Consider the following 24,799-nt stretch of genomic DNA (forward strand, 5'->3'; position numbering starts at 1 on the left):
GTCAGGCGAAGGGGTTCTGCTGGTACGAGCGGGACGTCTCGGCGAAGTTCTCGAAGACCGCGTGGTCGGCGGAGGACTCCTTGGCGGCGTCGTTGAGCAGGAAGAGGTTGGACGCCTGGAAGAACTCCGACACCGGGGCGACGTCGGCGTGGGTGGCGATGAACCGGTCGGTCTCCTGCTGGTTGCCGCGCAGGGCGACGAAGAGTTGCAGTTCGTCGTGCCGGTACGGGCGCATCTCGGCGAGCGTGCACACGTAGTCGTAGTAGGCGGCGGCGTTCTGGCTGCGGCGACGGCCCTCGTACGCCGTCATCGCCTCCTCGACCGACGCGTCACCGGTCAGCCACCGGTCGAGCGCCGCGCTGGCCAGTTCCGCGTCGCGGAAGGCATGGGTCATGCCGATCGCCGTGCACTGGTCCTTCGACGACTCGGCGTCACCGACCAGCACCCACCCCGGCCCGTGCAGCTGCCGGAGGAAGCCGGACTGGTCCAGGGTGCCGTAGATCCGTTCCTCCCGGGTGCCCCGGGTACGGACGACCTCGCCCAGCTCCGGGCTGACGAAGTCCAGCGCCTTCTGGAAGTTGCCCGGCACGTCGGCCCGGAACTCCCGCGACCAGTCGCTCGGCCCCCACACCAGGACCATGTTCTGCTCGAAGTTCGTCGGCACGACCGCGCAGGCGAGCCGGCCCCGTCGGTGGATCTGCCCGGGGCCGAGGTCGAAGCCGGAGAAGTAGCTCCAGTAGGCGAACGTGCACCGGGGGCGCTCGTCGTACTTCGGCAGGTCCAGGGCACGGGCGACGAACGAGTTCCGGCCGTCCGCGCCGACCACGACGCGGGCGCGTTCCTCGAACGTCTCGCCGCCGGCCGCGCGACCCCTGACGCCGACGACCCGACCGTCCTCGATGATCAGTTCCCGTACGGTGACGTTGGTGCGGACCTCGGCGCCCGCCTTGGCGGCGGCCTCGACGAGGATCTGGTCGAGCACCCGGCGGCGGACGGAGGCGAAGCTCCGCACCACCCCCGAGTCGTCGCCGTGCAGGTCCCGGAAGTACTCCCGGAGCAGCTCCGTCGGCACCGAGCCGGTCAGCCGGATGCCGTCGTTGACCACGTCCACGCTCTCGTGCGTGGGGGTGACCGCGGTGACCTGGTCGAGCAGGCCCCACCGGTTCAGGTAGGACATCCCGTGCGGCCAGAGGAAGTGCGTCGAGATGACGTCGCTGGGGAACGACGAGCGGTCCACCACGAGCACCCGGTGCCCGCACCGGGCGAGCAACAGGGCGGTGGAGGCGCCCGCACAGCGCGCACCGACGACTATCGCGTCGTACATGTTCGTCTCGATCCTTGAAGGTGAGTCCATGTCCCCCGCCGGCCCGACCATCGCGGGCGACAGCAGGAAGGTGCCACCGGTCGAGCGGCGGGTATGGACAGCCACCGTACACAGTGGAAGAGCGCGGTCCCGCGCTACCACCGCACGGCCCTCTTTAAATCCACTATCGCCGATTGACCCAGAGTTGCGCTGCGGCTACTTTTCGTGGCAGCGGCGCACGGGGGGCCGCCTCGGTCGCGCGTCAGGCCGACGCCCTGTCCGCCGACGAGAGGCCCGGTCGATGGATCTCCGCTACCACAACTACTGCCTCGCCGATCCGACCTTCTACGACCTGCCCACCGCGCGGGTCGCCGCGGTGCCCGGGTTCGGCACCGGACGGTCACTGCCTCCCGGCTGGGGCGTACGCACCAGGGGCCCCTGGACGATGGTCTCCCCGGAACGGCCCGGCCTGCCCGCCCAGGGCTGGAAGATCCACGTCTCGACCACCCCGGCCGACGCCACCGACACGCTGGAGGTGGTCTGGCGCCACTGCGTCGACCGGAACGTCCCGTTCAAGCACCTCGCCGACGCGACGACGTTGATGCTGAGCAACATGAAGTACGCCGACCGGGCGAGCAGCGGGAAGTTCATCACGATCTACCCCCGGGACACCGCCGAGCTGCACGAACTCCTGGTCGACCTGGACCGCGTACTCGGTGGGCGCCCGGGGCCGTACATCCTCAGCGACGTCCGGTGGAACGCCGGGCCGCTCTACGTCCGCTACGGCGGCTTCGCCGAGCGGTACTGCCGGACCGAGGAGGGCGCGCTGGTCCTGGCGCTCGCCGACCCCACCGGCCAGCTGGTGCCGGACCGTCGCCAGCCCAGCTTCCGGCTACCCGACTGGGTGGCGGTGCCGGACTTCGTCGAACGGGCGATCACGGCGCGGACGAGTCCGGCGACCCCGCACGAGCTGCCCTACCGGATCGAGCGCCCGTTGCACTACTCCAACGGTGGCGGGGTCTACCTCGCCACCGACCCGGTCGACGAGCGGCCGGTGGTGTTGAAGGAGGCCCGGCCGGGCGCGGGGGTCGACGGCACCGGACAGGACGCCGTGCAGCGCCTGCGACACGAGCGGGAGTTCCTCCAGAAACTCGCCGACACCGGGGTCGTGCCCCGGGTGCTGGGTGACTTCGTCTGCTGGGAACACCACTTCCTGGCCGAGGAGTACCTCTCCGGCGAGACGCTCGGTCGGGCCATGGTGCAGCGCAACCCGCTGGTCCGCGCCGACGCCGGCCGGGCGGAGATCGAGGCGTACACCGAGTGGGCGCTGTCCACCCTCGACCGGGTCGAGGAACGACTGCGCACCGTGCACGAGCACGGGTACGTCTTCGGGGACCTGCATCCGCACAACGTCGTCCTGACCGACGACGGTGACGTCCGCTTCATCGACCTGGAGTTGGCCTCACACGCCGCCGACGAGAAGCCGCTGGTCCTCGGCGCGCCCGGCTTCCTGCCCCCCGACGGTCGCGTCGGAGTCGAGGCGGACCGCTACGCGATGGCCTGCCTGCGGGTGTTCATGTTCCTCCCGTTGACCATCCTGCTGCCGCTGGCCCCGGCCAAGCTGCCGATGCTGCTGGCCTCGTTGGCGCAGTCCTTCCCCGTACCGCGCGAGTTCGTCGACCGGCTGGCCGAGACGCTGCGGGACCGCCGCCCGGCCGGCGGGGGCGGTGACCGGGTGGCCGCTCTCACCGCCGCCGTCGACGCCGGCACGGCGGACCGGGGGGAGGTCCGCCGGTCCATGCGCGACGCGATCCTGGCCAGCGCCACCCCGCACCGCACCGACCGGCTCTTCCCCGGTGACATCGACCAGTTCACCCACGGCGGGCTGGGCATCGCCCACGGGGCGGCCGGGGTGCTCGGCGCGCTCGCGCACACCGGGTCGGGTCGCTTCCCGGAGCACGAGTCGTGGCTGGTGGACGCGGTCCGGCAGGGCCGGGACGTGGTCAGCGGGAACGGCGTCCGCCCGGTCGGGCTCTTCGACGGCCTGCACGGCGTCGCCTGCGTCCTGGCCGAGCTGGGCCGGCCGGACGACGCCGCGAACGTCCTGGACCGGGTCCTCGACACCCCGGTCGACGCGCTCTCCCACGACCTCCTCGACGGGTTGGCCGGCGTCGGGGTGAGCCTGCTGCGGCTGGCGGGGATCACCGGCGGCAGCACGCTCCGGGAACGGGCGGTGTCCATCGGCGACCGGCTCGCCGAGCACCTGCGGACGCGACCGGCGTCGACGTCCGTGGCGAACCGGCTCCACCAGGGCCTGCTGCGCGGCCCGTCCGGGCACGCCCTGTTCTTCGTCCGCCTGTTCGAGGCGACCGGTGACCCGGGTTTCCTCGACCAGGCGGCCACCCTGCTGCGGCGGGACCTGGCCGCCTGCGTGCCGACGCCCGACGACGGCCTGCAGATGAACGAGGGTTGGCGGACACTGCCCTACCTGGCCAGCGGGAGCGCCGGGGTGGGCATGGTCGTCCACCGCTTCCTCCGGCACCGGACCGACGAGGAGTTCACCGACGCCCTCGGCCGGATCCGCCGGGCGGCCGAGGCGGAGTTCGTCATCGGCAGCGGACTGTTCAACGGGCGGGCGGGCCTGGTCACGTTCCTGGCGGCGACCACGACCGGGGCGGCCGGCGACGCCCGGTCGGACGGCCGGATCGACCGGCACCTGCGCCGGTTCGCCTGGCACATGATGCCGTACCGGAACGAGGTCGCCTTCCCCGGCGACCAGCTCCTCCGGTTGTCGACGGACCTGGCCACCGGCTCGGCGGGCGTGCTGCTCGCGCTGGACGCCCGCACCCGGGGCACCGCCGACGACCTCTTCTCGTTCATCGGGATCCGCTGATCCCGCCCGACCGGGCGGGACGGAGCCGACCGGACGTGGAGGGAGGTGATCGATCATGACACCACACATCCTGGACCTGCAGACGCTGGTCACCGAGGAGCACACGGACGGGCTGGACAGCAACGTCAGCGTGCTGACCTGTCCGCCCTGCCCCAGCACCCCGAGTCTGATCATCTGCTGCTGACCGGCGGCCCGGGAACGGAAGGAGCCTCGACATGCACGTGCTGGACTTCCAGATGCTCGACCCGGGGGATGTGGGAAGACCCGACGCCTCGCTCAGCACCTGGAGCGAACAGTTGTGCGTCAGCGTCGTCAGCGTCCTGCTCTGCCCCTCCGGACCGATCTGCATGGGGGCGGAGAACGCCGGGAACCGGGGCTGACACCGGCACGGCCCACGGCACCCCCGGGAGGAGGTGATGAGAATGTCGCACGTCCTGGACCTCCAGTCGATCGACCCGACCGGGTCGATCGGCAGCCCGCTGGTCAGCAACTACAGCTGGGCGGCGTGTGAGGACAGCACGGTGAGCATCGTGCTGTGCCAGCACCCGCACCAGCCGGAGTAGCCGACGGGCGGGCTCCGGGACGCCGGCTCCGGACGACCCCGTGGTCGCCCGGCCGGCCGCCCGGAGGGCGGCGCGTCCACGGCCCTGGTCGTGGGCGCGTCGTCCGGCCCGGTGGCGAACGGCGCTCAGGGCGCGGCCGACCGGTCCTGCCGGGAGGTCGACGGATCGTCGTAGCCGGCCGCCTGGAGGGCGAAGAGCTCGGCGTAACGTCCGCCGGCGGCGGTCAGCTCGGCATGGCTGCCGGCCTCGACGAGCCGCCCGTGGTGCAGGACGAAGATCCGGTCGGCGTGCCGGACGTTGGCCAGCCGATGAGTGATCAGGATGGTGGTGGCCCGCCCCTGCCGGTCCCGGATCGCCTGGAAGAGGGCGTCCTCGGCCCGGGGGTCGAGGGCCGACGACGGCTCGTCCATGATCAGCAGTTCGGCGTCCCGGAGGAACCCCCGGGCGGCGGTGATCCGCTGCCACTGTCCGCCGGAGAGATCCTGCCCCTGGGCGAAGGTCCGGTCGAGCAGCGTCTCGTAGCCGTACGGCAGGTCGCGGATCATGTCGTGGGCGACCGCGCGGGCGGCGGCGGCCTCGATCCGGTCCTGCCGGGCCTCGGTCTCCACGTCGCCGATGGCGATGTTCGTCGCGGCCGTGAAGGGCCACTTGTGGTACTCCTGGGTGACCACGGCGATCCGGGCGCGGAGCCCGCCGGCGTGCCACTCCGCCAGCGGCCGTCCGTTCCACTCGATCACGCCCGCGCTGGGGGTGCGCAGCATGGCGATCATCGCGGCCAGGGTGGACTTGCCGGAGCCGTTCTCCCCCACGAACGCCACCGTCTCCCCCGCCCGCACGGTCAGCGTGACGTCGTCGACGGCCGGTGTCTCCCGGTCGGGGTAGCGCAGGACGGCCCCCCGGACGGCGATCTCCCGCAGCGGCGGTGGGGGCGGCAGGTCACCGCCCGGAGCGGGCAGGTGGTCGGCGGCTCGGGCCAGGAAACCGAGGTAGTCGCCGACGTGCTGCCCGTCGGAGTAGACCTCGTCGATCTGGTAGGTCACGGTGGCCAGGGAACGCTGCGCGGCCTGCACGGCGACCACGCAGGTGGCCGCCGCCGCGAGCGGGATCCGCCCGTCGACGAGCAGCAGGCCGAGCAGGGCGTAGACGACCCCGGTGGCGATTCCGCCGACCAGCGCGCCGAGGCTGGTCATCGTGGTGACCCGGCGGGCCAGGGCGAGCTGGATGTCGGTCTCCACCCCCATCACCCGGTCGTACTGGTCGAGCAGGAACCGGCGCAGCCCGTACGCGCGCAGCTCCGGGGCGGAGTCGCGTTCGGCCATCAGCCGGTTGAGCAGCCACTGCCGGCGACGACGGACCGACCCGGCGGTGTACGTCTGGTAGCGCAGGTGTCCGGCGCGCAGCGCCGCCCAGGCCTTCGGCAGCGTCGCGACCAGCAACGCCGCCAGCAGCAGCGGATGGATCACGACCACCGCGACGGCCACCGCGAGCAGGCCGGCCAGCGCGGCGAGCAGGTTCATCGACGCCTGCACCAGCAGGATCACCGAGTTGCTGCCCCGGGACGCGCGTTCCATCTCGTCGGCGAACGCGTCGGCGTCGAACGCGTCCAGCCGGACCGCCGTGGTGACCTCGTACAACCGGCGCTCCACCTCCCGGCCGACCCTCGGGGTGAGCCCGTTCTGGGCGTAACCGGTGGCGATGCCGGTGCCCGCCCGGATCGCGGTCGCCCCCGCCAGGGTCAGCAGCGCGGGTAGCGCGGCGCCCAGCCGGTCGGCGGTCGGACCACCGGCGAAGAGTTCCACCAGCACCCGCTGGGTGGCGAGCAGCCCGAACGCCGACATCGCCCCGCCGCCGACGGTCGCGACGGCGACCACCGAGGTACGGAACCGGTCGGCCCGCCAACTGACCCGGACCGCCTCCGCGACCAGCCGGGGCAGTTCGGCGAAGACGGCGAAGAGACCCGCCTCGGCCCGGGCCCGCACGCCCGTCTCCCACCACATCGCCCGCAACTCGGGCAGGACCGCCTCCCCCGACGCCCGGCCGCGTACTCCGGGGTCGTCCCCGTCGGTGGGGCGGGCGGATCCGACGACGGTTCCGGTCACGGGCGCTCCTCGCAGGACGGCGGGGACGTGGGCGTACGGCCCGACGGGACCGGTGAGCACACGACAGCCGACCCCGTCGCCGACGGTGCCGACCCCACCACTTAACGCCATCAGCCGGGTGGAGGGAAGTGGTCACCTCCACCCGGTCGCCCGCCCCGCCCCACGGTGCCGCGCGGCACCCACGACCCGGTGCGCTGACCGGGGGCACCCCCGCCGCGAGGTGGGCCCGGTGGCCGGGAGGACCCGACTCCACGGCCACCGGACGATTCGGGACTGCTACTCGGCGTGCAGCGCGACCAGGGCGCTGACCGCACGGAAATGATCAGGCGGCCGCACCGGCACCACGGATCATCGCCGGCTCCAGTGTGGACCCCGCCAGGCGGCGAAGCCAGCAATGCAACCTGGGAAATCGCTGACAGAATCGAGTACCCGCCATCCGGGGCGCCCCTTTTCCGCCCGGCTTCACCCGCCGCCAACTGGGCAGCGGCACCCGTGCGGCCGGGGAGGGAGAGTTGCGGGGGCCGGTCATGATGAAAGGGTGATTCGTTTTCTGTTGAACCTGCTCTGGCTGATCTTCGGTAGCGGAATCGTGCTGGGAATCGGGTACGGAATCGCGGCACTCATCTGCTTCGCACTCGTCGTGACGATCCCGTTCGGGGTGGCCTCGCTGCGGTTGGCCGCGTACTCGCTCTGGCCGTTCGGGCGCACCCTGGTCGACAAGCCCGACGCCGGTCTGCCCTCCGGCGTGGCGAACGTCGTCTGGCTGCTGGTCGCCGGTTGGTGGCTCGCCCTGGCGCACGTCGTCGCCGGGGTGGCCCAGTGCGTCACCATCGTCGGCATCCCGTTCGGCGTGGCGAACTTCAAGCTCGTGCCGGCGGCGCTCTGGCCGCTCGGACGGCAGGTCGTCGAAACACCCTGACCGGCGGCGTCGGGAGCGCACGCCCGTTCCGCGACCGGCGGCGCACGCCGGTCGCGGGTCAGGAACGCTCGCTGATCCGGTCCAGGTGCGCGGCGAGTTCGTCGGTGATCAACAGGTCCGTCCGGATCCGGTCGTGCGGGTACGCGGCCCGGCCGACCATGTGCGCGGCCACCGGCGCACTGGCCAACTGGAACGCCCCCACCAGGACGAGGGTGGTGATGTCCACCCCGGTTCGCAGCCGCAACGCGCAGCCGAGCAGCACCAGCAGCAGGCCGAGGACCTGGGGTTTGGCGGCGGCGTGCATCCGGGAGAGCAGGTCCGGGAAGCGGACCAGGGCGATCCCGGCGGCAAGGCTGAGCAGCGCCCCGGCGACCAGGCAGACCGCGGCGAGGGCGTCGAGGACGGCGTCGAGGCTCACTTCGGGCTCCTCCGCCCGGAGGCGGCGAAGCGGGCGACGCTGACCGAGCTGACGAAGCCGAGGATGGCGAGCACCACCAGCACGGGCAACGCGGTGGCGTCCCGACTGTACGCGGCCTCCGTGGCGATGGCGGCGACGACGACGGCCAGTAGTACGTCGGTGGCGACGGCCCGGTCGAGGATGGACGGTCCCCGGATGATCCGGATCAGGGTCAGCCCACCGGCCACGGCGAGCAGGACGGTGACGGTCACGGCTACGGCGGTCATCTCGGTGCCCCTTACAGCTCGGCCGGCGGTGACGTGCCGGTGTGGGTGGCTTCGATCATCAGGCGCTGTTCGTCCTCGGAGCCGACGGCGGCGATGATCCGTTCCTCCAGCTCCAGCACCCCGCGCCGGAACCGCTCGACCTCGTCGAGGGAGCGGACGCCGAGCACGTGGATGTAGAGGGTGCCGGTGGTCCGGTCGGCCTCCATGATGAGGCTGCCCGGCACCAGCGACAGGGCCTCGGCGGTCAGGGTGAGGTTCAGGTCGGTGTTGACCCGCAACGGCACGGCGATGATCGCGCCGCGCGGCTCGTGCCCGAACCGGACGGCCAGCCAGGCGATCTGGGCGCTGGCCACCACCAGGTCGTAGAGGAAGCGGAGCCCGAAGCGGAGCAGTCCCAGCGGGTGCAGCCGCCCGGCGAACGTCACCGGTGGCAGCGGGAAGACGACCAGCAGCACCGCTGCGACGAGCAGCCCGCTGATCAGGTTGGCCCAGGTGAAGGTGCCCCACAGCAGCACCCAGACGGCGACCAGGCCGGTCGCCGCGATCACCAGGTTGCGCCGCCGGTCACGGCGGGTCAGCGGCGGGTTCGACGGCTCGATCGGCGGGCCCGGCGTCATCGGATCGGCACTCACGGCGTCCCCTCCGGGTAGACGGCCTCCACGTACGGCGTGCGGCGCAGCAGGTCGTCGGCGGCGTCCGTACTGATGTCGAAGAGCGGACCGGCGACCACCGTCAGGGCCAGCCCGAACACCACCAGGGCAGCGGTCGACCCGATCATCAACCGGGGCAGCATGACGCCCGACTGCCCGGCGGCCGGGTCCTCGTACGGCTGGTCCGCGTCGTCGCGGTCGGCTCCCGTCGGCATCTCCGGGTGTGGTGCCCGCCAGAAGGCCAGGTTCCACACCCGGGCGATCGCATAGAGGGTGAGCAGGCTGGTGACCAGGCCGGCGGCGACCAGCGCCCAGGCCAGCGCCCCGCCGTTGTCGACCCCGGCCTGGACGAGCCCGAGCTTGCCGAGGAACCCGGAGAAGGGTGGGATGCCGGCCAGGTTCAGTGCGGGTACGAAGAAGAGCACCGCGAGCAGCGGGGAGAGCCGGGCCAACCCGCCGAGGCGGTCCAGGGCGGTGCTGCCGCCCCGCCGTTCGACCAGGCCGGCGGCGAGGAACAGGGTCGTCTGGATGGTGATGTGGTGGACCACGTAGAAGATCGCGGCGGCCAGGCCCAGCGAGGTGGTCAACCCCACCCCGAAGAGCATGTAGCCGATGTGGCTGATCAGCGTGAAGGACAGCAGCCGCTTGATGTCGGACTGGGCGACCGCACCGAGGATGCCGACCAGCATGGTCAGCCCGGCCACCCAGAGCAGCAGGTCGGCGGTGCGGCCACCGGGGAAGAGCAGCGTCTCGGTCCGGATGGTGGCGTACACGCCGACCTTGGTGAGCAGGCCGGCGAAGACCGCGGTGACCGGGGCGGGTGCGGTGGGGTAGCTGTCCGGCAGCCACGCCGACAGCGGGAAGACCGCCGCCTTGATGCCGAAGGCGAGCAGCAGCATGCCCTGGAGGAGCAGGCGCAGGTCGTCCGGGAGGGCGTCGAGGCGCTCCACCAACTGGGCGAGGTTGAGCGTGCCGGTCGCCGAGTAGACCAGCCCGATCGCCACCAGGAAGATCATCGAGGACAGCAGGCTGACCACGACGTACGTGGTGCCGGCCCGGATCCGGGTCTCGGTGCTGCCCAGGGTCAGCAGCACGTAGCTGGCGACCAGCAGGATCTCGAACCCGACGTAGAGGTTGAACAGGTCGCCGGAGAGGAACGCGTTGCACACACCGGCGGTGAGCACCAGGTAGGTCGGGTGGTAGACCGACAGCGGCGTTTCCTCGTCGCCGTCGGCCATGCCCTGCCCGATGGAGTACACCAGCACGCAGAGCGTGACCGAGGCGGAGACGACCAGCATCAGCGCGGCGAGCTGGTCGGCGACCAGCACGATGCCGAGCGGCGCCACCCAGCCGCCCACCTCGACGACGAGCGGGCCGTCGACGGTGGAGCGGATCAGCAGCAGCGCGGAGACCACGACGGTGGCGGTGAGCACGGTGAGGCTGACCCAACGCTGGGCGCGGGGCCGGCCGGCGAGCATGAGGGTGAGCGCCGCGCCGAGCAGCGGCATCACCACCGGCATCGGGACGAGGTGGTTCATGCGACCCTCCCCGCGTCCGCGCCGGAGGGGGTGGGCACCGGGTCGTCGTCCTCGCCCGGTTCGCCGGCGGCCTGTTCGTCGGCGGTGCCCGGACCCTCGTCCCGCTCGGCCAGGTCCATGATCCGGCGGTCCTCCACGTCGTCCTGCACCTCGTCGTGGCCGTTGAGGTGCCAGCTCCGGTAGGAGAGGGCGAGCAGGAACGCGGTCATGCCGAGGGTGATGACGATGGCGGTGAGCACCATCGCCTGCGGCAGCGGATCGCTCATCTCCCCCTCCGGGGTGGTGCCGACGATCGGCGGACCGCCGGCCCGGCCCCCGGTGAGCAGGAGCAGGTTGGCCCCGTTGCCGAGCAGGATGACGCCCATCAGCACCCGGGTGAGGCTGCGCTCCAGCAGCAGGGTCACCCCGGCGGCGAAGAGCACGCCGACCACGAGGACGTAGGTGAGGTTCGGGGTCACACCAGCTCCTTGTCCCGCACCTCGGCCGGTACGTCGCTCCGTTCGGTCTCGTGCTGCCGGTCCATCTCCGCGCCGAGGCTGCGCAGGATGTCCAGCACGAGCCCGACCACGATCAGGTACACGCCGACGTCGAAGAAGACCGACGTGACGAAGTGCAGATGACCCACGACCGGCAGGTGGAAGTCCAGCAGGGCGCTCTGGAGGAACTCCCCGCCGAACGGGATCGCGGCGACCCCGGTGCCCACCGCCACGAACAGCCCCGCGCCGAGCAGCTTGCCCGCGTCGACCGGTGCGGCGCTGTTCAGCTCGGTACGCCCGCCGGCGAGGTACCGCACGGTCAGCGCGAGGCCGGCGACCAGTCCGGCGGCGAACCCGCCGCCGGGGGCGTTGTGCCCGGAGAAGAGCAGGTAGATGGAGAAGACCACGATGGCGTGGAAGAGCAGCCGGGTGACCACCTGGAGGATCACCGACTGGCGGCGGGTGGTCGCGCCGGTGGTCAGCCAGCGCGGCCGGGACGCCGTGCCGGTCGCCCCGGGGATGCCGCTGCGCCGGTCCAGGTCGCGGGAGCGTCGGAAGATCAGGCTGGCCACGCCGGTGGCGGCCACCACCAGGACGGCGATCTCGCCCATGGTGTCCCAGGCCCGGATGTCCACCAGGGTCACGTTGACCACGTTCTTGCCGCCGCCGTAGGAGACCGCCTCGCCCGGGAAGTCGACCGAGATCGGCACGGCCGTCCGGCCGCCCGCGGCGACGTACGCCATCCCGGCGGTGACCGCCCCGACGGCGATACCGAGCCCGATCCGACCGCGTCGGCTGGACCGGATCGGCCGTTCCGAGAACTTCTCCGGCAGGCGGCGCAGGACCAGCACGAACATCACGATCGTGACGGTCTCCACGAGGAACTGGGTCAGCGCCAGGTCGGGTGCGCCGTGCAGGATGAAGAGCACCGCGGTGCCGTAGCCGGAGACGCCGACCAGGATCATCGCGGTCAACCGGCGCAGCGACCGGGCGGCGGCGATCGCGGAGACGATCACCACGGCGGCGGCCACCGCCTGGAGCGGGGTGTCCCAGGCCCGGAACGAGCCGGACCACGGGCTGCCGGCCAGCAGCGCGCTGCCGGGCAGGACGACCAGCACGAGCAGGATGACGCCCAGGTAGAACGGCAGCGAACCACGCTGGGTCGCGCCGGTCAGCTCCACCGCCAGCCGGTCCACCCCGTTGATCACGCGCTGGTAGGCGGCGGCACCGTCGAACGGCAGCCACGCGCCGGTGCGCAGTCGACCGCGGTGGACGAGCAGGAACAACCCGGCACCGACCGCGACGGCCACCACCGAGAGCCCGAGCGCGAGCGTCGGTCCGTGCCAGAGCGCCAGGTGGTACGGGGTTCCGGTGCTCGGGTACAGGTCGGCGTACGGAGCGAGCAACCGGTCGACGGCCGGGGTGGCCACCCCGACGGCCAGGCCACCGGCGGCGAGCAGGGCCGGTGCCGCCAGGAACGGCCAGCGCGTCGGATGCGCCTCGACCTGCGGCACGCCGGGCTTGTCGACGAAGGCGCCCCAGAGGAAGCGCAGCGTGTACGCCACGGTCAGCGCCGAGCCGAGGACGAGCCCGGCCAGCACCAGCCGGTCGATCGTGCCGCCGTGCAGGAACGCCTCGTACGCGGCCTCCTTGGCGACGAACCCGGCCATCGGCGGCAGGCCGGCCATGGAGGCGGCGGCGAGCGTGGCGACCACCGCCAACGCCGGGGAACGCCGGCCGAGCCCGCTGAGTCCGCGCAGGTCACGGGTGCCGGTGTCGTGGTCGATGATGCCGACGCAGAGGAAGAGGGTGGCCTTGAACAGCGCGTGGGCCAGCACCATCGCCACGCCGGCCAGCGCGGTGTCCCGGGTGCCCGCGCCGAGCACCACCATCAGCAGGCCGAGCTGGCTGACCGTGCCGTACGCCAGGAGCAGCTTGAGGTCGACCTGGCGCAGCGCGGACCAGGCACCCAGGAAGAGCGTTGTCACGCCGGCGGTGACCAGCACCGGCCGCCAGGGGGCGACGTCGGCGACCGCCGGGCCCATCAGGGCGACCAGGAACACACCGGCCTTGACCATGGCCGCGGCGTGCAGGTAGGCGCTGACCGGGGTGGGGGCCGCCATGGCGTTGGGCAGCCAGAAGGTGAACGGGAAGATCGCCGACTTGCTCAACGCGCCGAGCAGCACCAGCACCAGCGCCACGGCCAGGTACCCGCCGTCGGGGAGGTTCTCGACGATCCGCGACCAGCGGTAGGTGCCGGCGTGCTGGCCGAGCATGATGAACCCGGCGAGCATGGCGAGACCGCCCAGCGTGGTCACCAGCAGGGCCTGCATGGCGGCCCGACGGCTGGCCCGCTTCGCCGGGTCGTACCCGATGAGCAGGTAGGAGAAGACGGTGGTCAGTTCCCAGAAGACGTAGAGCAGCAGCAGGTCGTCGGAGACCACCAGGCCGAGCATCGCCCCGGCGAAGGCGACGAAGACCGCCGCGAACCGGCCCAGGCCGGGGTCGTCGGAGCTGAAGTAGTGCGCGCTGTACGCCAGCACCAGCGCGCCGACCCCGCCGACGAGGACGACCAGCAGCCAACCCAGGGTGCCCATCCGCAGGGCGATCTCGAGTCCCAGCCCCGGGACCCAGGGAACGGTCTCCACCACCGGGTCGCCGGAGCGGACCTGATCGGTGTGGGCCAGCGCCCAGACCAGGGTCGCCGCCGGCACGGCCGCCACGAGGTAGAGCGCCCGCCGCCCCCAGGTGCGAACCAGCGCCGGGGCGATCACAGCTGCCAGGGCATGGACCGCCACCAGTACCAGCACACAACCTCCCCAAGATCCACCGGGCTTTTCCCCAACGATATCCGGGAAGACGGGTCATCGACACGGCTCGGGAGGTAAGTCATCGATCAACTACTCTGCGCAACACTCCCTGGCCAGGCGACACGCCGGAGACGACGCGCGGTCAGTGCCCGTTCGGGCGGTCCGGGTGACGGTGCGGTGACCGCTGGTGAGCATCGTCACGGTCGATGCGCAGTTCCCGTTCGAGTTCCGCGATGACCGCGCGGAGATCGTCCAGCCGCTGGGTGAGCGCGATCCGGTCGAGTTCGTCCGGCACGCCGTCACCGTCGGCGTCGTAGTCCGGGGCGAGCCGCTCGGTCATCTCCAACCGGCGGGCCTCCTCCATCGAGTTCACGATGACCGCGATCAGGATGTTGAGCAGCAGGTTCACCGTGATCAGCACGTAGCTGACGTAGTAGAGCAGGGTCCACGGCGAGACCGCCATGCCCTGCTCGATCAGGTCCGGCAGGGTCTCCAGGGAGAGCAGGACGAACAGGGTGAGCAGCGAGCGCCCGATGTCCCCGTACTCCTCCGGGTGGGTCTCGGCGAAGATCAGCCAGCCGGCCATCCCGTAGACGTAGAGGGTCACCACGGCCAGTGCGAGGAAGCCGCCGACCCCGGGCAGGCTGCGCCACAACGCGGCGACGATCGTCCGCAGGCCCGGGGAGAAGCGCACCAGCCGGACCATCCGGGCGACCCGCACCACCCGCAGCAGCGCGGAGTCGCCGTGCAGGCCGGGCAGGAAGATCGCCGAGATCACCACGAAGTCGAAGACGTTCCAGCCGTGCCGGAAGAAGTCCTGCGGTCGGCGGCCGTAGGCGAGCAGCCGGATGACGATCTCGGCGACGAAGGCCGCCCGGAAGGACCACTCCAGGCCGCGCAGGATCGGCCCGGCCACCCCCAGGTGCGGGTACGTCTCGACGCCGAGGACCACCCCGTTGGCGATGATCACGACGACGATGGCGATCTCGAACGGGCGGGACCGGGCGATCCGACCGCACCGGTCGGCCAGGCCGGACCGGCCGGCGGTCCGGGTGGTGACGCCGCTCACCGGGCCGCAGCCACCGTGCTGCTCATCGGGCGGTGTCCCGCTCGACCTCCCGGCGCAACCCCTCGGCCTCCAGGTCCAGGTAGCGGCGGATCAGCCGACCTCCGAAGAGGGCGGTGAGCCGGGCGAGCGGTCCGTCCAGCCGCAGCGTGAGGGTGGCCTCGGAGCGCCCCGGACCGGTCGGACGCACCTGGTGGTCGCCCGTGGTGCGGACCCCGGGGCTGGTCGCCGTCCAGACGAAGCCGGACCCGTCGACCCGGGTGACCGTCCAGGTGTTCGCCGGCAGGCGGTGCTGCTTGAGCCGGATGGTCTCGCCGACGGTGAGCGCCCCGGACGCCGGCCGGTCGATCCGGGCCACCGACGCGTTCCAGCGCGGCCAGCCCGCCACGTCCCGCAGCACCCCGGCGACCTCCTCGGCCGGCGCGGCGATCTCCACCTGCCGGTGGTATGCGATGTCCAACGTGCTCACGGCTCCTCCCCCGATCGGCCCCGACACGGTCGGCGTCCCCGGCCCTCCGACCGGTACGCCCGTGTCCGTCGTCGGCGCACCTCATCCACGCCGACCGGGTCAATCATGAACGGTGCTCACCGCGGCACAGGTCACCGGGGCGGGCAGTATTCGGATTGGCGCGCGCCGCACCCGGGCCTACCCTCCGGACGAGGGACCGACCGCCACCACCCCGGCGGTCCCGACCGCACCGGCGCTGAGGAGTCGTTCGTTGGATCTCGACCGCAGCCACGTCATCCGCGAGGGCGACCTGCGCATCCTCAACCCGTTCGACGCCGGCAAACTGGCCACGCTCGGACGGGCGATCCGCCTGCGCCCCGGCATGTCCCTCCTCGACCTGTGCTGCGGCAAGGGCGAACTGCTCTGCACCTGGGCCCGGGAGCACGGGATCTCCGGCACCGGTGTCGACATCAGCACCGCCTTCACCGCCGCCGCCCGGGACCGCGCCGCCGAACTCGGGGTGGCCGACCGGGTCCGGTTCGTGCACGGCGACGCCGCGGCGTACGTACCCGACGAGCCCGTCGACGTGGCCGCCTGCGTCGGTGCCACCTGGATCGGCGGGGGTGTCCCCGGCACCCTGGCCATCCTGGAACGCGGTCTGCGCCCCGGCGGGACACTGCTGGTCGGCGAGCCCTACTGGCGGCGGACGCCGCCGGACCAGGCGACCGTGACAGCCTGCCACGCCGCCTCCCGGGACGACTTCCACGACCTGCCGGGCCTCGTCGAGCTGTTCCAGCGGTGCGGTTTCGACCTGGTCGAGATGGTCCTCGCCGACCAGGACAGCTGGGACCGGTACGCGGCGGCGCACTGGCTCAACCTGCGCCGGTGGCTCGACGACAACCCGGACGACGACCTCGCCCCGCAGCTGCGTGCCGAACTGACCGAGGACCCGGTCCGCCACGTACGGTACGTCCGGGAGTACCTCGGCTGGGGGGTCTTCGCCCTGCGCCGCCGCTGACCGGAGGGCGGGCCGGCTGGCGAGGGGACGCCGGTCAGTCGCCGGTCAGGTCACGGTGCACGGCGACCGCCGCGGCGGCCAGTGCCAGGACCGTCCAGCCGGCGAAGAGGGCCAGGGCGCGGGCGTCCCCGGTGCTGCCGTCCAGGAAGGTGGTGAACGGCAGCGGCAGCTTCAGCCGGCCCAGCAGTCCCTCGACGAAGATGAACCACCCCGCGCTCCCGAGGAACAACCAGGTGGTACGCCGGACCACGGCCGCCGTGGCAACGCCGAAGACGGCCATCAGCGGCACCGCCACCAGGGCGCTGGCGTACCGGTCGGTCTTCCCGCCGACCAGCACGGTCATCCCGCTGAGCGCCGCCACGGCGAGCCCGATCAGCACGTACGCCGCGGCCTGGCCGGTCAGGACCCGCAGCCGGCGCGGCTGTCCCAGGTGGAGCAGCACCGCCGTCCGGTGCTGGAAGTGCTGCGTGGTGCCGACGACCCCGATCCCGAACGCGCCGAGGCCGACCAGCAGGGCCCACATACCGGCCTCGAACGTGCCGAACAGCAGCCCCGTCGCGACCAGCACGGTCAGCGTGACCACCGACGAGCGCAGGGTCACCGCCCGGAGCAGCTCGCTGCGCAGGACGGCGGTCACCGGGCCGTCGCCAGGGTGAGGAAGACCTGCTCCAGGTCGGGTGTGCGGACGGTCAGCTCGTAGATCGGCACCTGCGCCCGGAACGCCAGCTCGCCCACCTGTTCCGGGGAGAGGCCGGCCACCTCCAGCGCCGGTCCGTCGGTGGTGATCCGCGCACCCGCGTCCGTCAGGACGTGCCACAGCCGGCCCGGGTTCCCGCCCCGGACGCGGACCCGGGCCTCGCTGCCCCGGGTCAGGTCGACCAGCGACGTCGCCCGGACCACCCGCCCCTCGGCGATGATCACCACGTCGTCGACGAGCTGCGCCACCTCGGCGAGCAGGTGGCTGGAGATCAGCACGGTGCCCCCGGCGCGGGCGTGGTCGCGCAGCAGCCCCCGCAGCCAGGCGATCCCTTCCGGGTCGAGGCCGTTGGCCGGTTCGTCGAGCACCAGGATCGACGGGTCGCCCAACAGGGCGGTGGCCACCGCGAGGCGTTGCCGCATGCCCAGCGAGTACCCGCCGACGCGCTGGTCGGCGGCGTGCCCGAGCCCGACGTGGTCGAGTAACGCGTCCACCCGCGACCGGCCGGCGCCGGAGAAGACCGCCTGGGTGACCAGGTGGGCGCGGCCGGTCTGCCCCGGGTGGCCGATGCCCTGTTCCAGCACCGCGCCGACCTGGCGTGCCGGGTGCCGCAGGTCGCGGTAGCGGCGGCCGTCGACCAGGGCCTGCCCGGATGTCGGCGTGACCAGTCCGAGCAGCATGCGCAGCGTGGTGGTCTTGCCGGAACCGTTCAACCCGAGGAACCCGGTGACCCGGCCGGCGGAGGCGGTGAAGCTCACCCCGTCGACGGCGCGTACCCGGCCGTACGTCTTGCTCAGCTCGCGGGCCTCGATCATGCGCAGTGGTCCCCCGGGGCGTCAGCGACTCCGGACCGAGAGCCTACGCGCCAGCCCGACCAGTTCGGTGCGGGCGTCGTCCTCGATCGAGGCGTCGTGGAGCGCGGCCACGGCCTCCTCGGTCCGGGTGGCGATCATCTCCTCCACCCGCCGCAGGCCGCCGGTGTCGACGATGATCTCCCGCAGCACGTCCGCGCCGGCCCGGTCGAGGTGTGGGTCACCGTGCCACCGCTCGATCTCGGCGCTCTGCGCGGCCGTGGCGGCCTGCCGGGTCAGCGCCATCAGCACGGTCGCCTTGCCGTCGCGCAGATCGGTCAGGTTGGACTTGCCGGTGAGCCCGTCGTCGCCGAAGACCCCGAGCACGTCGTCGCGGAGCTGGAACGCCTCACCGAGCGGAACGCCGACCCGGGAGAGGGCGGCCAGCCCGGCGTCGTCGGCACCGGCCCACGCGGCCCCGATCTGGAGCGGACGCTCCACGGTGTAGCGGGCGCACTTGTAGCGCAGGATCCGCAGGCAGTCGGCCAGCCCGGCCCCGGCGACCTCGGCCCGGACGTCGAGGTACTGCCCCAGCACCGCCTCGACCCGCATGCGCTGGAAGAGCGTCCGTACCCGGGCCACCCGCTCGGCGCTGCCGCCGCTCTGGAAGAGCTGCTCGGACCAGACCAGGCAGAGGTCCCCCCAGAGGATCGCCGTGTTCCGGCCGAACCGCTCCGCGTCACCGCGCCAGCCGCGTCGTCGGTGCCGGTCGGCGAGGTCGACGTGCAGGGTCGGCCGGCCGCGCCGGGTGTCGCTGTCGTCCATGACGTCGTCGTGGATCAGCGCGAAGGCGTGGAACAGCTCCAGGGCGGCAGCGACGCGCACCACGCCGGGGCCGTCCCCGCCCCGGGCCCGCCAGCCCAGGTGGCAGAAGGTCGGCCGGGTCCGCTTGCCGGCCGCGCCCAGGACGAAGGAGCGGAGCAGTTCGATGCCGTGCCGCCAGTCCTCGTCGCCGGCGGTGTCGAGGTTCCCGGCGAGGAAGTCGGCGAGCACCGCGTCGACCTCTTCCCGGAACGATCCGGCGACGGGGTCGGAGACGACCGTCGTCGGGCCTGCGGCGACCGTCCGGGCCGCGCCCCCAAGGTTGATCATGGGTGTTCTCCCCTCAGCCGGCGCGCGGCGGAACACCACCGCGCGGGCCCGACGGGTCGGGTCGCCGGATCCGTCACCGGCGGGCGGGGCCGGGCGACCGACGGTCCGGACCGCCGGGTGGACGATTTCCCCGCCCCGCCGTCGTGACGTCCGACCGTCCACACTCGCTGGCCCTTTTCCCCTCGCGGAGGCAGCGGTTCACGCACTGCGCGACCGGTTTGGACAATGACCGGAAACAATTCGGCAACGCTCGATGGATTGTATCGGAAGACGACCCTGTGGGCGGCCCGCCACGGGCATTTCCCCGAATCCTGCGGCCCCGCCCGGCAACGCCATGGCCGATCACCGTTTGCCCAGCTCAGGCTTGTTCACGACGGAACACCGGCGGTTCGGGCAGCCCTCGCCACGACGACCGTAGACACACTTCCAGAACCGGGCTGGCCTGCGGTTCGACCGCCGCGCGCCAGCGGGGTCGTCACCGTTGCCGGGCAACCGCCCGCGCATTGGTCCGGCCACCCCGGCACATTTCCCGCCACCGCCCCGGATGCCGGAGGGAAAATGGCGCGCCGACGACGCGACCGCCAGCCCCGTTCACCACTGGCGACAGGAGGGTCACCCAACCTTGACAGCTCCGACTAAGGTTAGGTTAACCTAACCGCCATGAGTGGTCGGGACAGTCGCGCCGAAGGCCTGCGCGGCGTGGATCTGCGTCTGGGCTACCACGGTGCGACCGTGGTCCACGACGCCGCCATCACGCTACGCCCCGGCGCGGTGACCGCCCTGGTGGGGCCGAACGGCAGCGGCAAGTCCACGCTGCTGCGCGGACTGGCCCGACTCCACCCGCTCGAGCACGGCGAGGTGCAGCTCGCCGACGGCACCTCGACCCGGGCGCTCGCCCCCCGCGAGTTCGCCCGTCGGGTCACCCTGCTGGCCCAGAGCCGTCCCACCCCCAACGGTGTCACCGTCCGGGACGTGGTCGGCTACGGCCGACACCCGTACCGGGGCCGCTGGCGGGCCGGCGACCCCGACGGCCCGGCCCTGGTCGACCGGGCCATGGCCACCACCGGTGTCACCGCGATGGCGGACCGGCCGGTCGACGAACTCTCCGGCGGGGAGTTGCAGCGGGTCTGGCTGGCCACCTGCCTGGCCCAGGACACCGGCGTGCTGCTGCTCGACGAGCCGACCACCTTCCTCGACCTGCGCTACCAGGTGGAGATCCTCGACCTGATGCGGGACCTCGCCGACACCGACGGTGTCGCGGTCGGCGTCGTCCTGCACGACCTCAACCAGGCCGCCGCCGTCGCCGACGAGGTGGTGCTCCTCCAGGCCGGGCGAGTCCGGGCCACCGGCGCGCCCGTCGACGTCCTCACCGAGGAGGCCCTGACCGAGACGTACGGCATCCGCATCGAGGTGACCGTCGATCCGCTCAACGGGCTGCTCTCCACCCGACCCGTCGGCCGGCACTCGACCCGGGCCCTCACCTGACCCGACAACCGAATCACGAGCAGAGAAGACCGTCATGATGCGTACCCGCGCGACCCTCCTGGTCGCCGCCGTCGCCGCGCTCGCGCTCAGCGCCTGCGGCACCACCGAAGACCCGGCCGCGAGCCCCTCCACCTCGGCCTCCGCGTCCAGCGGCCCGGTCACCGTCACCGACAGCCGGGGCAAGGCCGTCACCCTGAAGGCGCCGGCCACCAAGGTCGTCGCGCTGGAGTGGGCCGAGGCCGAGACCCTGGTCGCCCTTGGCGTCATGCCCGTCGGCGTGGCCGACACCAAGGCGTACGCCACTTGGGTCAGTGCCGCCAAGCTCGACGCCAGCGTGAAGGACGTCGGTACCCGGGCCGAGCCCAGCGTCGACGCCATCGTCGCGTTGCAGCCGGAGCTGGTGGTGATGGAGGCCGAGCGGGGCGCCACCCTGGTCGACCAGTTGGAGAAGTACGTGCCGGTGCTGGTCACCAAGGGCAGCGACGCCAAGGACAACCTCGGCCGGATGCGGTCGGACGTCACCATGATCGCTCAGGCGACCGGGAAGACCGCCGAGGGCGAGAAGCTGCTCGCCGACTTCGACGGCGCGCTCGCCGACGCCAAGAAGAAGCTCGCCGACGCCGGTGCCGCCGGGAAGCAGTTCACCGTGGCCGACGGCTGGAAGGACGGCAGCAACGTCACCATCCGGATGTTCGGCCAGGGCGCGTTCGTCTCCCAGATCGGCATCCAACTCGGGTTGAAGAACGCCTGGAACGGCAAGGTCGACGAGATGTGGGGGCTGGGCCAGACCGATGTCGAGGGGCTGACCGTCCTCAAGGGGCAGGACCTGACCTTCTTCTACAACGCCTCGGACGGCGACGACGTCTTCAAGCAGGGCCTGGCCGGCAACGCGATCTGGAAGGCGCTGCCCTTCGTGCAGCAGAACAAGCTGCACCGGATGCCCGACGGCATCTGGACCTTCGGCGGACCGCTCTCCGGCAAGCAGTACATCGACGAGTTCGTGAAGGTCTACACGGCTTGAGCCAGCTCAGCGCACCTGCCCGGTCGGGGGCGGCCATCCGGCCGGCCCCGACCGGACCGTTCGCCCCCACCCGGGTCGTCACCGCCTTCGCCGTAGCCACCGCCCTGCTGCTGGTGGTCACGGCGGTGCACCTCACCCAGGGCACCTCGACCGTCGGCGCGCTCGACCTGCTGCGCCTGCTCACCGGATCGGACGACGAGGCGGCCCGGGTGCTGGTCGCGTCCCGGATCCCCCGCCTGCTCGCCGGGCTGGCCGTCGGTGTCGCGCTCGGTTTCGCCGGCGCCGCCCTCCAGTCGCTGGCCCGCAACCCGCTGGCCTCCCCGGACACCCTCGCGGTCAACGCGGGGGCCCACCTGGCCATCGTGGCCGTGGCGGCGTTCGGCATCTCCCTGCCCGCGCTCCCGTCGGGGGGTCTCGCCTTCTGCGGCGGCCTCGCGGCGGCCGGGCTGGTGATGACGCTGGCCACCGGTGGGCAGGCCGGCACGACCCGGCTGGTCCTCGCCGGTTCGGCCACCGCGCTCGCCCTGAGTTCGATCACCATGCTCCTGATGCTCCTGTTCGAGCAGGCCACCATCGGCCTGTTCGCCTGGGGCAACGGCTCGCTGGTGCAGGCCGACCTGACGGCGTTCAAGCAGCTCGCCCCGGTGATCGGAATCGTCGCCGTGGTGCTGGTGGCGCTCGGGCACCGGATGGACGTGCTGGCCCTCGGCGACGACACCGCCACCGTGCTCGGGCTGAACGTCCGGCGCACCCGGGTCACGGTGATCGTGTTCGCCGTCCTGCTCTCCGCCGCCGCGGTGACCCTCGCCGGGCCGATCGGCTTCGTCGGGCTCTGCGCGCCGGTGATCGTCCGGCTGCTCGGCCGGGTGGTCCCCGGGGTGCACCGGCACCGGGTCCTGCTGCCGCTCTCCGGCATCGTCGGCGTGCTCATCGTGCTCGGCTCCGACGTGCTGCTGCGGGCCGTGCTCGGCGGCCAGGCCGGCGTGGAGGTGCCGACCGGGGTGGTCACCACCCTCTTCGGCGCCGTGCTGATGGTCTGGCTGGCCCGCCGGTACCGGGACGCCGGCCCCACCCGTCGGCCCCCGGGCGGACACGCGGCCATCCGCTCCCGCGCCTTCCACCTCATGGTGGTCACCGCCGCCGCCACGGTGACGGTCGGGGCGATGGTGCTCGGCATGCTCGCCGGGGACACCTGGGTCCTCCTCGGTGACGTCGTCAACTGGGTGCAGGGGCGGACCGGACCGGCGTACACCTTCGTGCTGGACCAGCGCTGGCCCCGGGTCACGGCGGCGCTGCTGGCCGGCGCGGCGCTCGCGGTCGCCGGCACCACCGTGCAGGCGGTCTGCCGCAACCCGCTGGCCGAACCCGGCATCCTCGGCATCACCGGCGGCGCCGGTATCGGCGCCGTGGCCCTGCTCACCTTCGTGCCGCTGGCCGGGGTCGCGGCCATCTCCGGCGCGGCCGGGCTGGGCGCGATCCTGGCGTTCGCCCTGGTCTACGGACTGGCCCGGTACGGCGGCCTCAGCTCCGACCGGCTGGTGCTGATCGGTTTCGCGGTCTGGCAGGGCGGCACCGCCATCATCACCTTCATCATCGTCAGCTCCGACCCGTGGAACACCGGCAAGGCGCTGACCTGGCTCTCCGGCTCCACCTACGGCCGGACCGCCCCGCAGGTGCTCCCGGTGGCGATCGCGCTGCTGCTCAGCATCCCGGCCGTCGTCGCGGCGCGCCGGGAACTCGACCTGCTCTCGCTGGACGACGACACCCCCCGGGTGCTCGGTGTCCGGCTGGAGCGGACCCGGCTGCTCGCCCTGGGCGCGGCGGCACTGCTCACCTCGACCGCCGTCAGCGCGGTCGGCGTGATCGGCTTCGTCGGGCTGGTCGCCCCGCACGCCGCACGGGCCCTGGTCGGTGGCCGCCACTCGCGGGTACTGCCGGTCGCCGTGCTGTTGGGCGCGGCCCTGGTCAGCCTCGCCGACACCCTCGGCCGTTCGGTCATCGCCCCCGCCCAGGTCCCCGCCGGCCTGGTCACCGCCATCATCGGCACCCCCTACTTCGTCTGGTTGCTGTGGCGTTCGCGCGGCATGGCGACCGGGCCACGTTGAGTCCCCGACGGGTGGTCCGGCACCTCTGCCGGAGCACCGCGCACCGATAAAGGAAGGCCGTCATGCCGAGCACCCTCTCCGTAGCGCCCTGGCGCGTCTTCGCCGTCGAGGTCCGTGCGCTGCGCCGGCTCAGCCCGTCGTTCCTGCGGGTCACCTTCACCGGCCCGGACCTCGACCGGTTCGCCGACAACGGGTACGACCAGCGGATCAAGGTGGCGCTGCCGCAGACCGGCGAGGCGGTGGCCGAGCTGCCGTCCGGCCCCGACTGGTACCAGCGGTGGCGGGCGCTGCCGGAGGAGAGCCGCTGCCACATCCGCACCTATACGGTCCGGGCGGTCCGGCAGGACGCCCAGGAGGTGGACGTCGACCTGGTGCTGCACGGCGACGGCGGGCCGGCCACCCGGTGGGCGCGACGGGCCCGGCTCGGCGACCGGCTCGCCCTGGTCGGCCCGGACGCCGGGTACGACGGGGTGCACGGCGGCCTCGAGTTCCGGCCCCCGGCGGTCGGGACGCTGCTGCTGGCCGGGGACGAGACGGCCGCCCCGGCGATCTGCGCCATCCTGGAGCGGCTGCCGGCCACCGCCCGTGGCCACGCCCTGATCGAGGTGCCCGCCACCGGCGACGTCCTGCCGGTGACCGCTCCGCCCGGGGTGACCGTGACCTGGCTGCCCCGGATCGGCGCGGCCCACGGCAGCCGGCTCGCCCCCACCGTGGCGGCGCTCGCCGGGGAACTGCTGCCGGCCGCCCGGCCCGTGCCCGCCCTGGCCGGCGGATTCTCCGCACCGGCCGGCTCGCTCGCCGAGGTGGACGTGGACCGGGACATCCTCTGGGAGGTGCCGGACGTGCCCCCCGCCGCCCCGCTCTACGCCTGGCTGGCCGGCGAGGCGGCGGTGATCCGGGGACTGCGCCGGCACCTGGTCGCCGAACGGGGACTCGACCGCAGCGCGGTGGCCTTCATGGGTTACTGGCGGCTCGGCCGCACCGCCGACTGACCACCCTCTCGCCTGCCCCACCGTTGATCCGGCCCCGGAGCCGCCCCGAGTCAAGCCCGCACAGAAGGACTCGGCGACCCTGCGCCTTC

General features: G+C 72.7%; 23 protein-coding genes. 10 read left to right on the forward strand and 13 right to left on the reverse strand.

All coding sequences use genetic code 11. The annotated features are described in order from the left end of the window. Window position 1: 1 nt before the first annotated feature. Window positions 2-1,324, reverse strand: a complete 1,323-nt coding sequence (locus tag AB0F58_RS02870) for an NAD(P)/FAD-dependent oxidoreductase (protein WP_357138631.1) — start codon at window positions 1,322-1,324, stop codon at window positions 2-4. A gap of 280 nt (window positions 1,325-1,604) precedes the next feature. On the opposite strand from AB0F58_RS02870, the gene lanKC reads away from it, so the two are divergent. From lanKC to AB0F58_RS02890, 4 genes are read left to right on the forward strand one after another with little or no spacing between them, the layout of a single operon-like run. After that, window positions 1,605-4,196: a class III lanthionine synthetase LanKC gene (lanKC, locus tag AB0F58_RS02875; protein WP_357137017.1), complete on the forward strand. Its 2,592-nt coding sequence runs from the start codon at window positions 1,605-1,607 to the stop codon at window positions 4,194-4,196. Window positions 4,197-4,251: 55 nt separating this feature from the next. After that, window positions 4,252-4,380, forward strand: a complete 129-nt coding sequence (locus AB0F58_RS02880; protein ID WP_357137019.1) for a SapB/AmfS family lanthipeptide — start codon at window positions 4,252-4,254, stop codon at window positions 4,378-4,380. A 31-nt stretch (window positions 4,381-4,411) separates the two neighbouring features. After that, entirely contained in the window at window positions 4,412-4,576 is a 165-nt protein-coding gene (locus tag AB0F58_RS02885) for a hypothetical protein (RefSeq protein WP_357137022.1), read from the forward strand. Between the two features lie 42 nt (window positions 4,577-4,618). Then, window positions 4,619-4,759 (forward strand): class III lanthipeptide, encoded by a 141-nt coding sequence (locus AB0F58_RS02890; RefSeq protein ID WP_357137024.1) that lies wholly within the window; start codon window positions 4,619-4,621, stop codon window positions 4,757-4,759. Window positions 4,760-4,884: 125 nt separating this feature from the next. Here the strand turns inward: AB0F58_RS02890 and AB0F58_RS02895 are convergent, their stop codons facing one another. Beyond that, window positions 4,885-6,774, reverse strand: coding sequence for an ABC transporter ATP-binding protein (locus AB0F58_RS02895; protein WP_357138634.1), 1,890 nt, complete (start codon window positions 6,772-6,774; stop codon window positions 4,885-4,887). Between the two features lie 622 nt (window positions 6,775-7,396). Between AB0F58_RS02895 and AB0F58_RS02900 the strand changes: the two genes are divergently transcribed. Beyond that, the gene (locus AB0F58_RS02900; protein WP_357137026.1) at window positions 7,397-7,777 is read left to right on the forward strand and encodes a YccF domain-containing protein; all 381 of its coding nucleotides are present in this window, start codon (window positions 7,397-7,399) and stop codon (window positions 7,775-7,777) included. 58 nt (window positions 7,778-7,835) lie between these two features. On the opposite strand, the gene mnhG is transcribed toward AB0F58_RS02900, so the two are convergent. The 8 genes from mnhG to AB0F58_RS02940 all read right to left on the reverse strand — a co-directional run bounded on the left by mnhG (window position 7,836) and on the right by AB0F58_RS02940 (window position 15,470). Next, window positions 7,836-8,195, reverse strand: coding sequence for a monovalent cation/H(+) antiporter subunit G (gene mnhG / locus AB0F58_RS02905; protein WP_357137028.1), 360 nt, complete (start codon window positions 8,193-8,195; stop codon window positions 7,836-7,838). Next, window positions 8,192-8,461: a monovalent cation/H+ antiporter complex subunit F gene (locus AB0F58_RS02910; protein ID WP_357137031.1), complete on the reverse strand. Its 270-nt coding sequence runs from the start codon at window positions 8,459-8,461 to the stop codon at window positions 8,192-8,194. Before AB0F58_RS02910 ends, mnhG begins: the two co-directional genes overlap by 4 nt. A gap of 11 nt (window positions 8,462-8,472) precedes the next feature. Then, on the reverse strand, window positions 8,473-9,093 hold the full coding sequence (locus tag AB0F58_RS02915; RefSeq protein WP_357137034.1) for a Na+/H+ antiporter subunit E: 621 nt from the start codon (window positions 9,091-9,093) through the stop codon (window positions 8,473-8,475). Further along, window positions 9,090-10,649 carry a Na+/H+ antiporter subunit D gene (locus tag AB0F58_RS02920; RefSeq protein WP_357137037.1) on the reverse strand — a complete coding sequence of 520 codons (1,560 nt, stop codon included), beginning with the start codon at window positions 10,647-10,649 and terminating at the stop codon, window positions 9,090-9,092. The genes AB0F58_RS02915 and AB0F58_RS02920 overlap by 4 nt, the downstream gene beginning before the upstream one ends. Then, complete coding sequence (locus tag AB0F58_RS02925; RefSeq protein WP_357137040.1) at window positions 10,646-11,107, reverse strand: Na(+)/H(+) antiporter subunit C; 462 nt, start codon at window positions 11,105-11,107, stop codon at window positions 10,646-10,648. Before AB0F58_RS02925 ends, AB0F58_RS02920 begins: the two co-directional genes overlap by 4 nt. Beyond that, window positions 11,104-13,935 carry a Na+/H+ antiporter subunit A gene (locus AB0F58_RS02930; protein ID WP_357137042.1) on the reverse strand — a complete coding sequence of 944 codons (2,832 nt, stop codon included), beginning with the start codon at window positions 13,933-13,935 and terminating at the stop codon, window positions 11,104-11,106. The genes AB0F58_RS02925 and AB0F58_RS02930 overlap by 4 nt, the downstream gene beginning before the upstream one ends. 142 nt (window positions 13,936-14,077) lie before the next feature. Then, window positions 14,078-15,004 carry an ion transporter gene (locus AB0F58_RS02935; RefSeq protein WP_357137045.1) on the reverse strand — a complete coding sequence of 309 codons (927 nt, stop codon included), beginning with the start codon at window positions 15,002-15,004 and terminating at the stop codon, window positions 14,078-14,080. A gap of 22 nt (window positions 15,005-15,026) precedes the next feature. Beyond that, on the reverse strand, window positions 15,027-15,470 hold the full coding sequence (locus AB0F58_RS02940; protein ID WP_357137048.1) for an SRPBCC family protein: 444 nt from the start codon (window positions 15,468-15,470) through the stop codon (window positions 15,027-15,029). Between the two features lie 250 nt (window positions 15,471-15,720). On the opposite strand from AB0F58_RS02940, the gene AB0F58_RS02945 reads away from it, so the two are divergent. Beyond that, window positions 15,721-16,467, forward strand: a complete 747-nt coding sequence (locus AB0F58_RS02945) for a methyltransferase domain-containing protein (RefSeq protein WP_357137050.1) — start codon at window positions 15,721-15,723, stop codon at window positions 16,465-16,467. A gap of 34 nt (window positions 16,468-16,501) precedes the next feature. Here the strand turns inward: AB0F58_RS02945 and AB0F58_RS02950 are convergent, their stop codons facing one another. From AB0F58_RS02950 to AB0F58_RS02960, 3 genes are read right to left on the reverse strand one after another with little or no spacing between them, the layout of a single operon-like run. Then, complete coding sequence (locus AB0F58_RS02950) at window positions 16,502-17,104, reverse strand: hypothetical protein (RefSeq protein ID WP_357137053.1); 603 nt, start codon at window positions 17,102-17,104, stop codon at window positions 16,502-16,504. After that, window positions 17,101-17,979 (reverse strand): ATP-binding cassette domain-containing protein, encoded by an 879-nt coding sequence (locus AB0F58_RS02955; protein ID WP_357137056.1) that lies wholly within the window; start codon window positions 17,977-17,979, stop codon window positions 17,101-17,103. The genes AB0F58_RS02950 and AB0F58_RS02955 overlap by 4 nt, the downstream gene beginning before the upstream one ends. A gap of 21 nt (window positions 17,980-18,000) precedes the next feature. Beyond that, the gene (locus tag AB0F58_RS02960) at window positions 18,001-19,107 is read right to left on the reverse strand and encodes a polyprenyl synthetase family protein (protein WP_357137058.1); all 1,107 of its coding nucleotides are present in this window, start codon (window positions 19,105-19,107) and stop codon (window positions 18,001-18,003) included. A 660-nt stretch (window positions 19,108-19,767) separates the two neighbouring features. Between AB0F58_RS02960 and AB0F58_RS02965 the strand changes: the two genes are divergently transcribed. From AB0F58_RS02965 to AB0F58_RS02980, 4 genes are all read left to right on the forward strand, one after another. Next, window positions 19,768-20,592 carry an ABC transporter ATP-binding protein gene (locus AB0F58_RS02965; RefSeq protein WP_357137060.1) on the forward strand — a complete coding sequence of 275 codons (825 nt, stop codon included), beginning with the start codon at window positions 19,768-19,770 and terminating at the stop codon, window positions 20,590-20,592. Between the two features lie 34 nt (window positions 20,593-20,626). After that, complete coding sequence (locus AB0F58_RS02970; protein ID WP_357137063.1) at window positions 20,627-21,613, forward strand: iron-siderophore ABC transporter substrate-binding protein; 987 nt, start codon at window positions 20,627-20,629, stop codon at window positions 21,611-21,613. Then, window positions 21,610-23,718: an iron ABC transporter permease gene (locus AB0F58_RS02975; RefSeq protein ID WP_357137066.1), complete on the forward strand. Its 2,109-nt coding sequence runs from the start codon at window positions 21,610-21,612 to the stop codon at window positions 23,716-23,718. The genes AB0F58_RS02970 and AB0F58_RS02975 overlap by 4 nt, the downstream gene beginning before the upstream one ends. A 62-nt stretch (window positions 23,719-23,780) precedes the next feature. After that, window positions 23,781-24,710 (forward strand): siderophore-interacting protein, encoded by a 930-nt coding sequence (locus AB0F58_RS02980; RefSeq protein ID WP_357137068.1) that lies wholly within the window; start codon window positions 23,781-23,783, stop codon window positions 24,708-24,710. Window positions 24,711-24,799: the final 89 nt, after the last annotated feature.

Source organism: Micromonospora sp. NPDC023956 (assembly GCF_040639195.1).
Classification (GTDB): domain Bacteria; phylum Actinomycetota; class Actinomycetes; order Mycobacteriales; family Micromonosporaceae; genus Micromonospora.

Bases quoted from the DNA above. Each gene is read 5' to 3' on its own strand.
- AB0F58_RS02890 (WP_357137024.1), top strand. From the start codon at position 4,619: ATGTCGCACGTCCTGGACCTCCAGTCGATCGACCCGACCGGGTCGATC.
- AB0F58_RS02885 (WP_357137022.1), top strand. From the start codon at position 4,412: ATGCACGTGCTGGACTTCCAGATGCTCGACCCGGGGGATGTGGGAAGA.
- AB0F58_RS02920 (WP_357137037.1), bottom strand. From the start codon at position 10,649: ATGAACCACCTCGTCCCGATGCCGGTGGTGATGCCGCTGCTCGGCGCG.
- AB0F58_RS02960 (WP_357137058.1), bottom strand. From the start codon at position 19,107: ATGATCAACCTTGGGGGCGCGGCCCGGACGGTCGCCGCAGGCCCGACG.
- AB0F58_RS02970 (WP_357137063.1), top strand. From the start codon at position 20,627: ATGATGCGTACCCGCGCGACCCTCCTGGTCGCCGCCGTCGCCGCGCTC.
- lanKC (WP_357137017.1), top strand. From the start codon at position 1,605: ATGGATCTCCGCTACCACAACTACTGCCTCGCCGATCCGACCTTCTAC.
- AB0F58_RS02910 (WP_357137031.1), bottom strand. From the start codon at position 8,461: ATGACCGCCGTAGCCGTGACCGTCACCGTCCTGCTCGCCGTGGCCGGT.
- AB0F58_RS02980 (WP_357137068.1), top strand. From the start codon at position 23,781: ATGCCGAGCACCCTCTCCGTAGCGCCCTGGCGCGTCTTCGCCGTCGAG.
- AB0F58_RS02965 (WP_357137060.1), top strand. From the start codon at position 19,768: ATGAGTGGTCGGGACAGTCGCGCCGAAGGCCTGCGCGGCGTGGATCTG.
- AB0F58_RS02955 (WP_357137056.1), bottom strand. From the start codon at position 17,979: ATGATCGAGGCCCGCGAGCTGAGCAAGACGTACGGCCGGGTACGCGCC.
- AB0F58_RS02870 (WP_357138631.1), bottom strand. From the start codon at position 1,324: ATGTACGACGCGATAGTCGTCGGTGCGCGCTGTGCGGGCGCCTCCACC.
- AB0F58_RS02880 (WP_357137019.1), top strand. From the start codon at position 4,252: ATGACACCACACATCCTGGACCTGCAGACGCTGGTCACCGAGGAGCAC.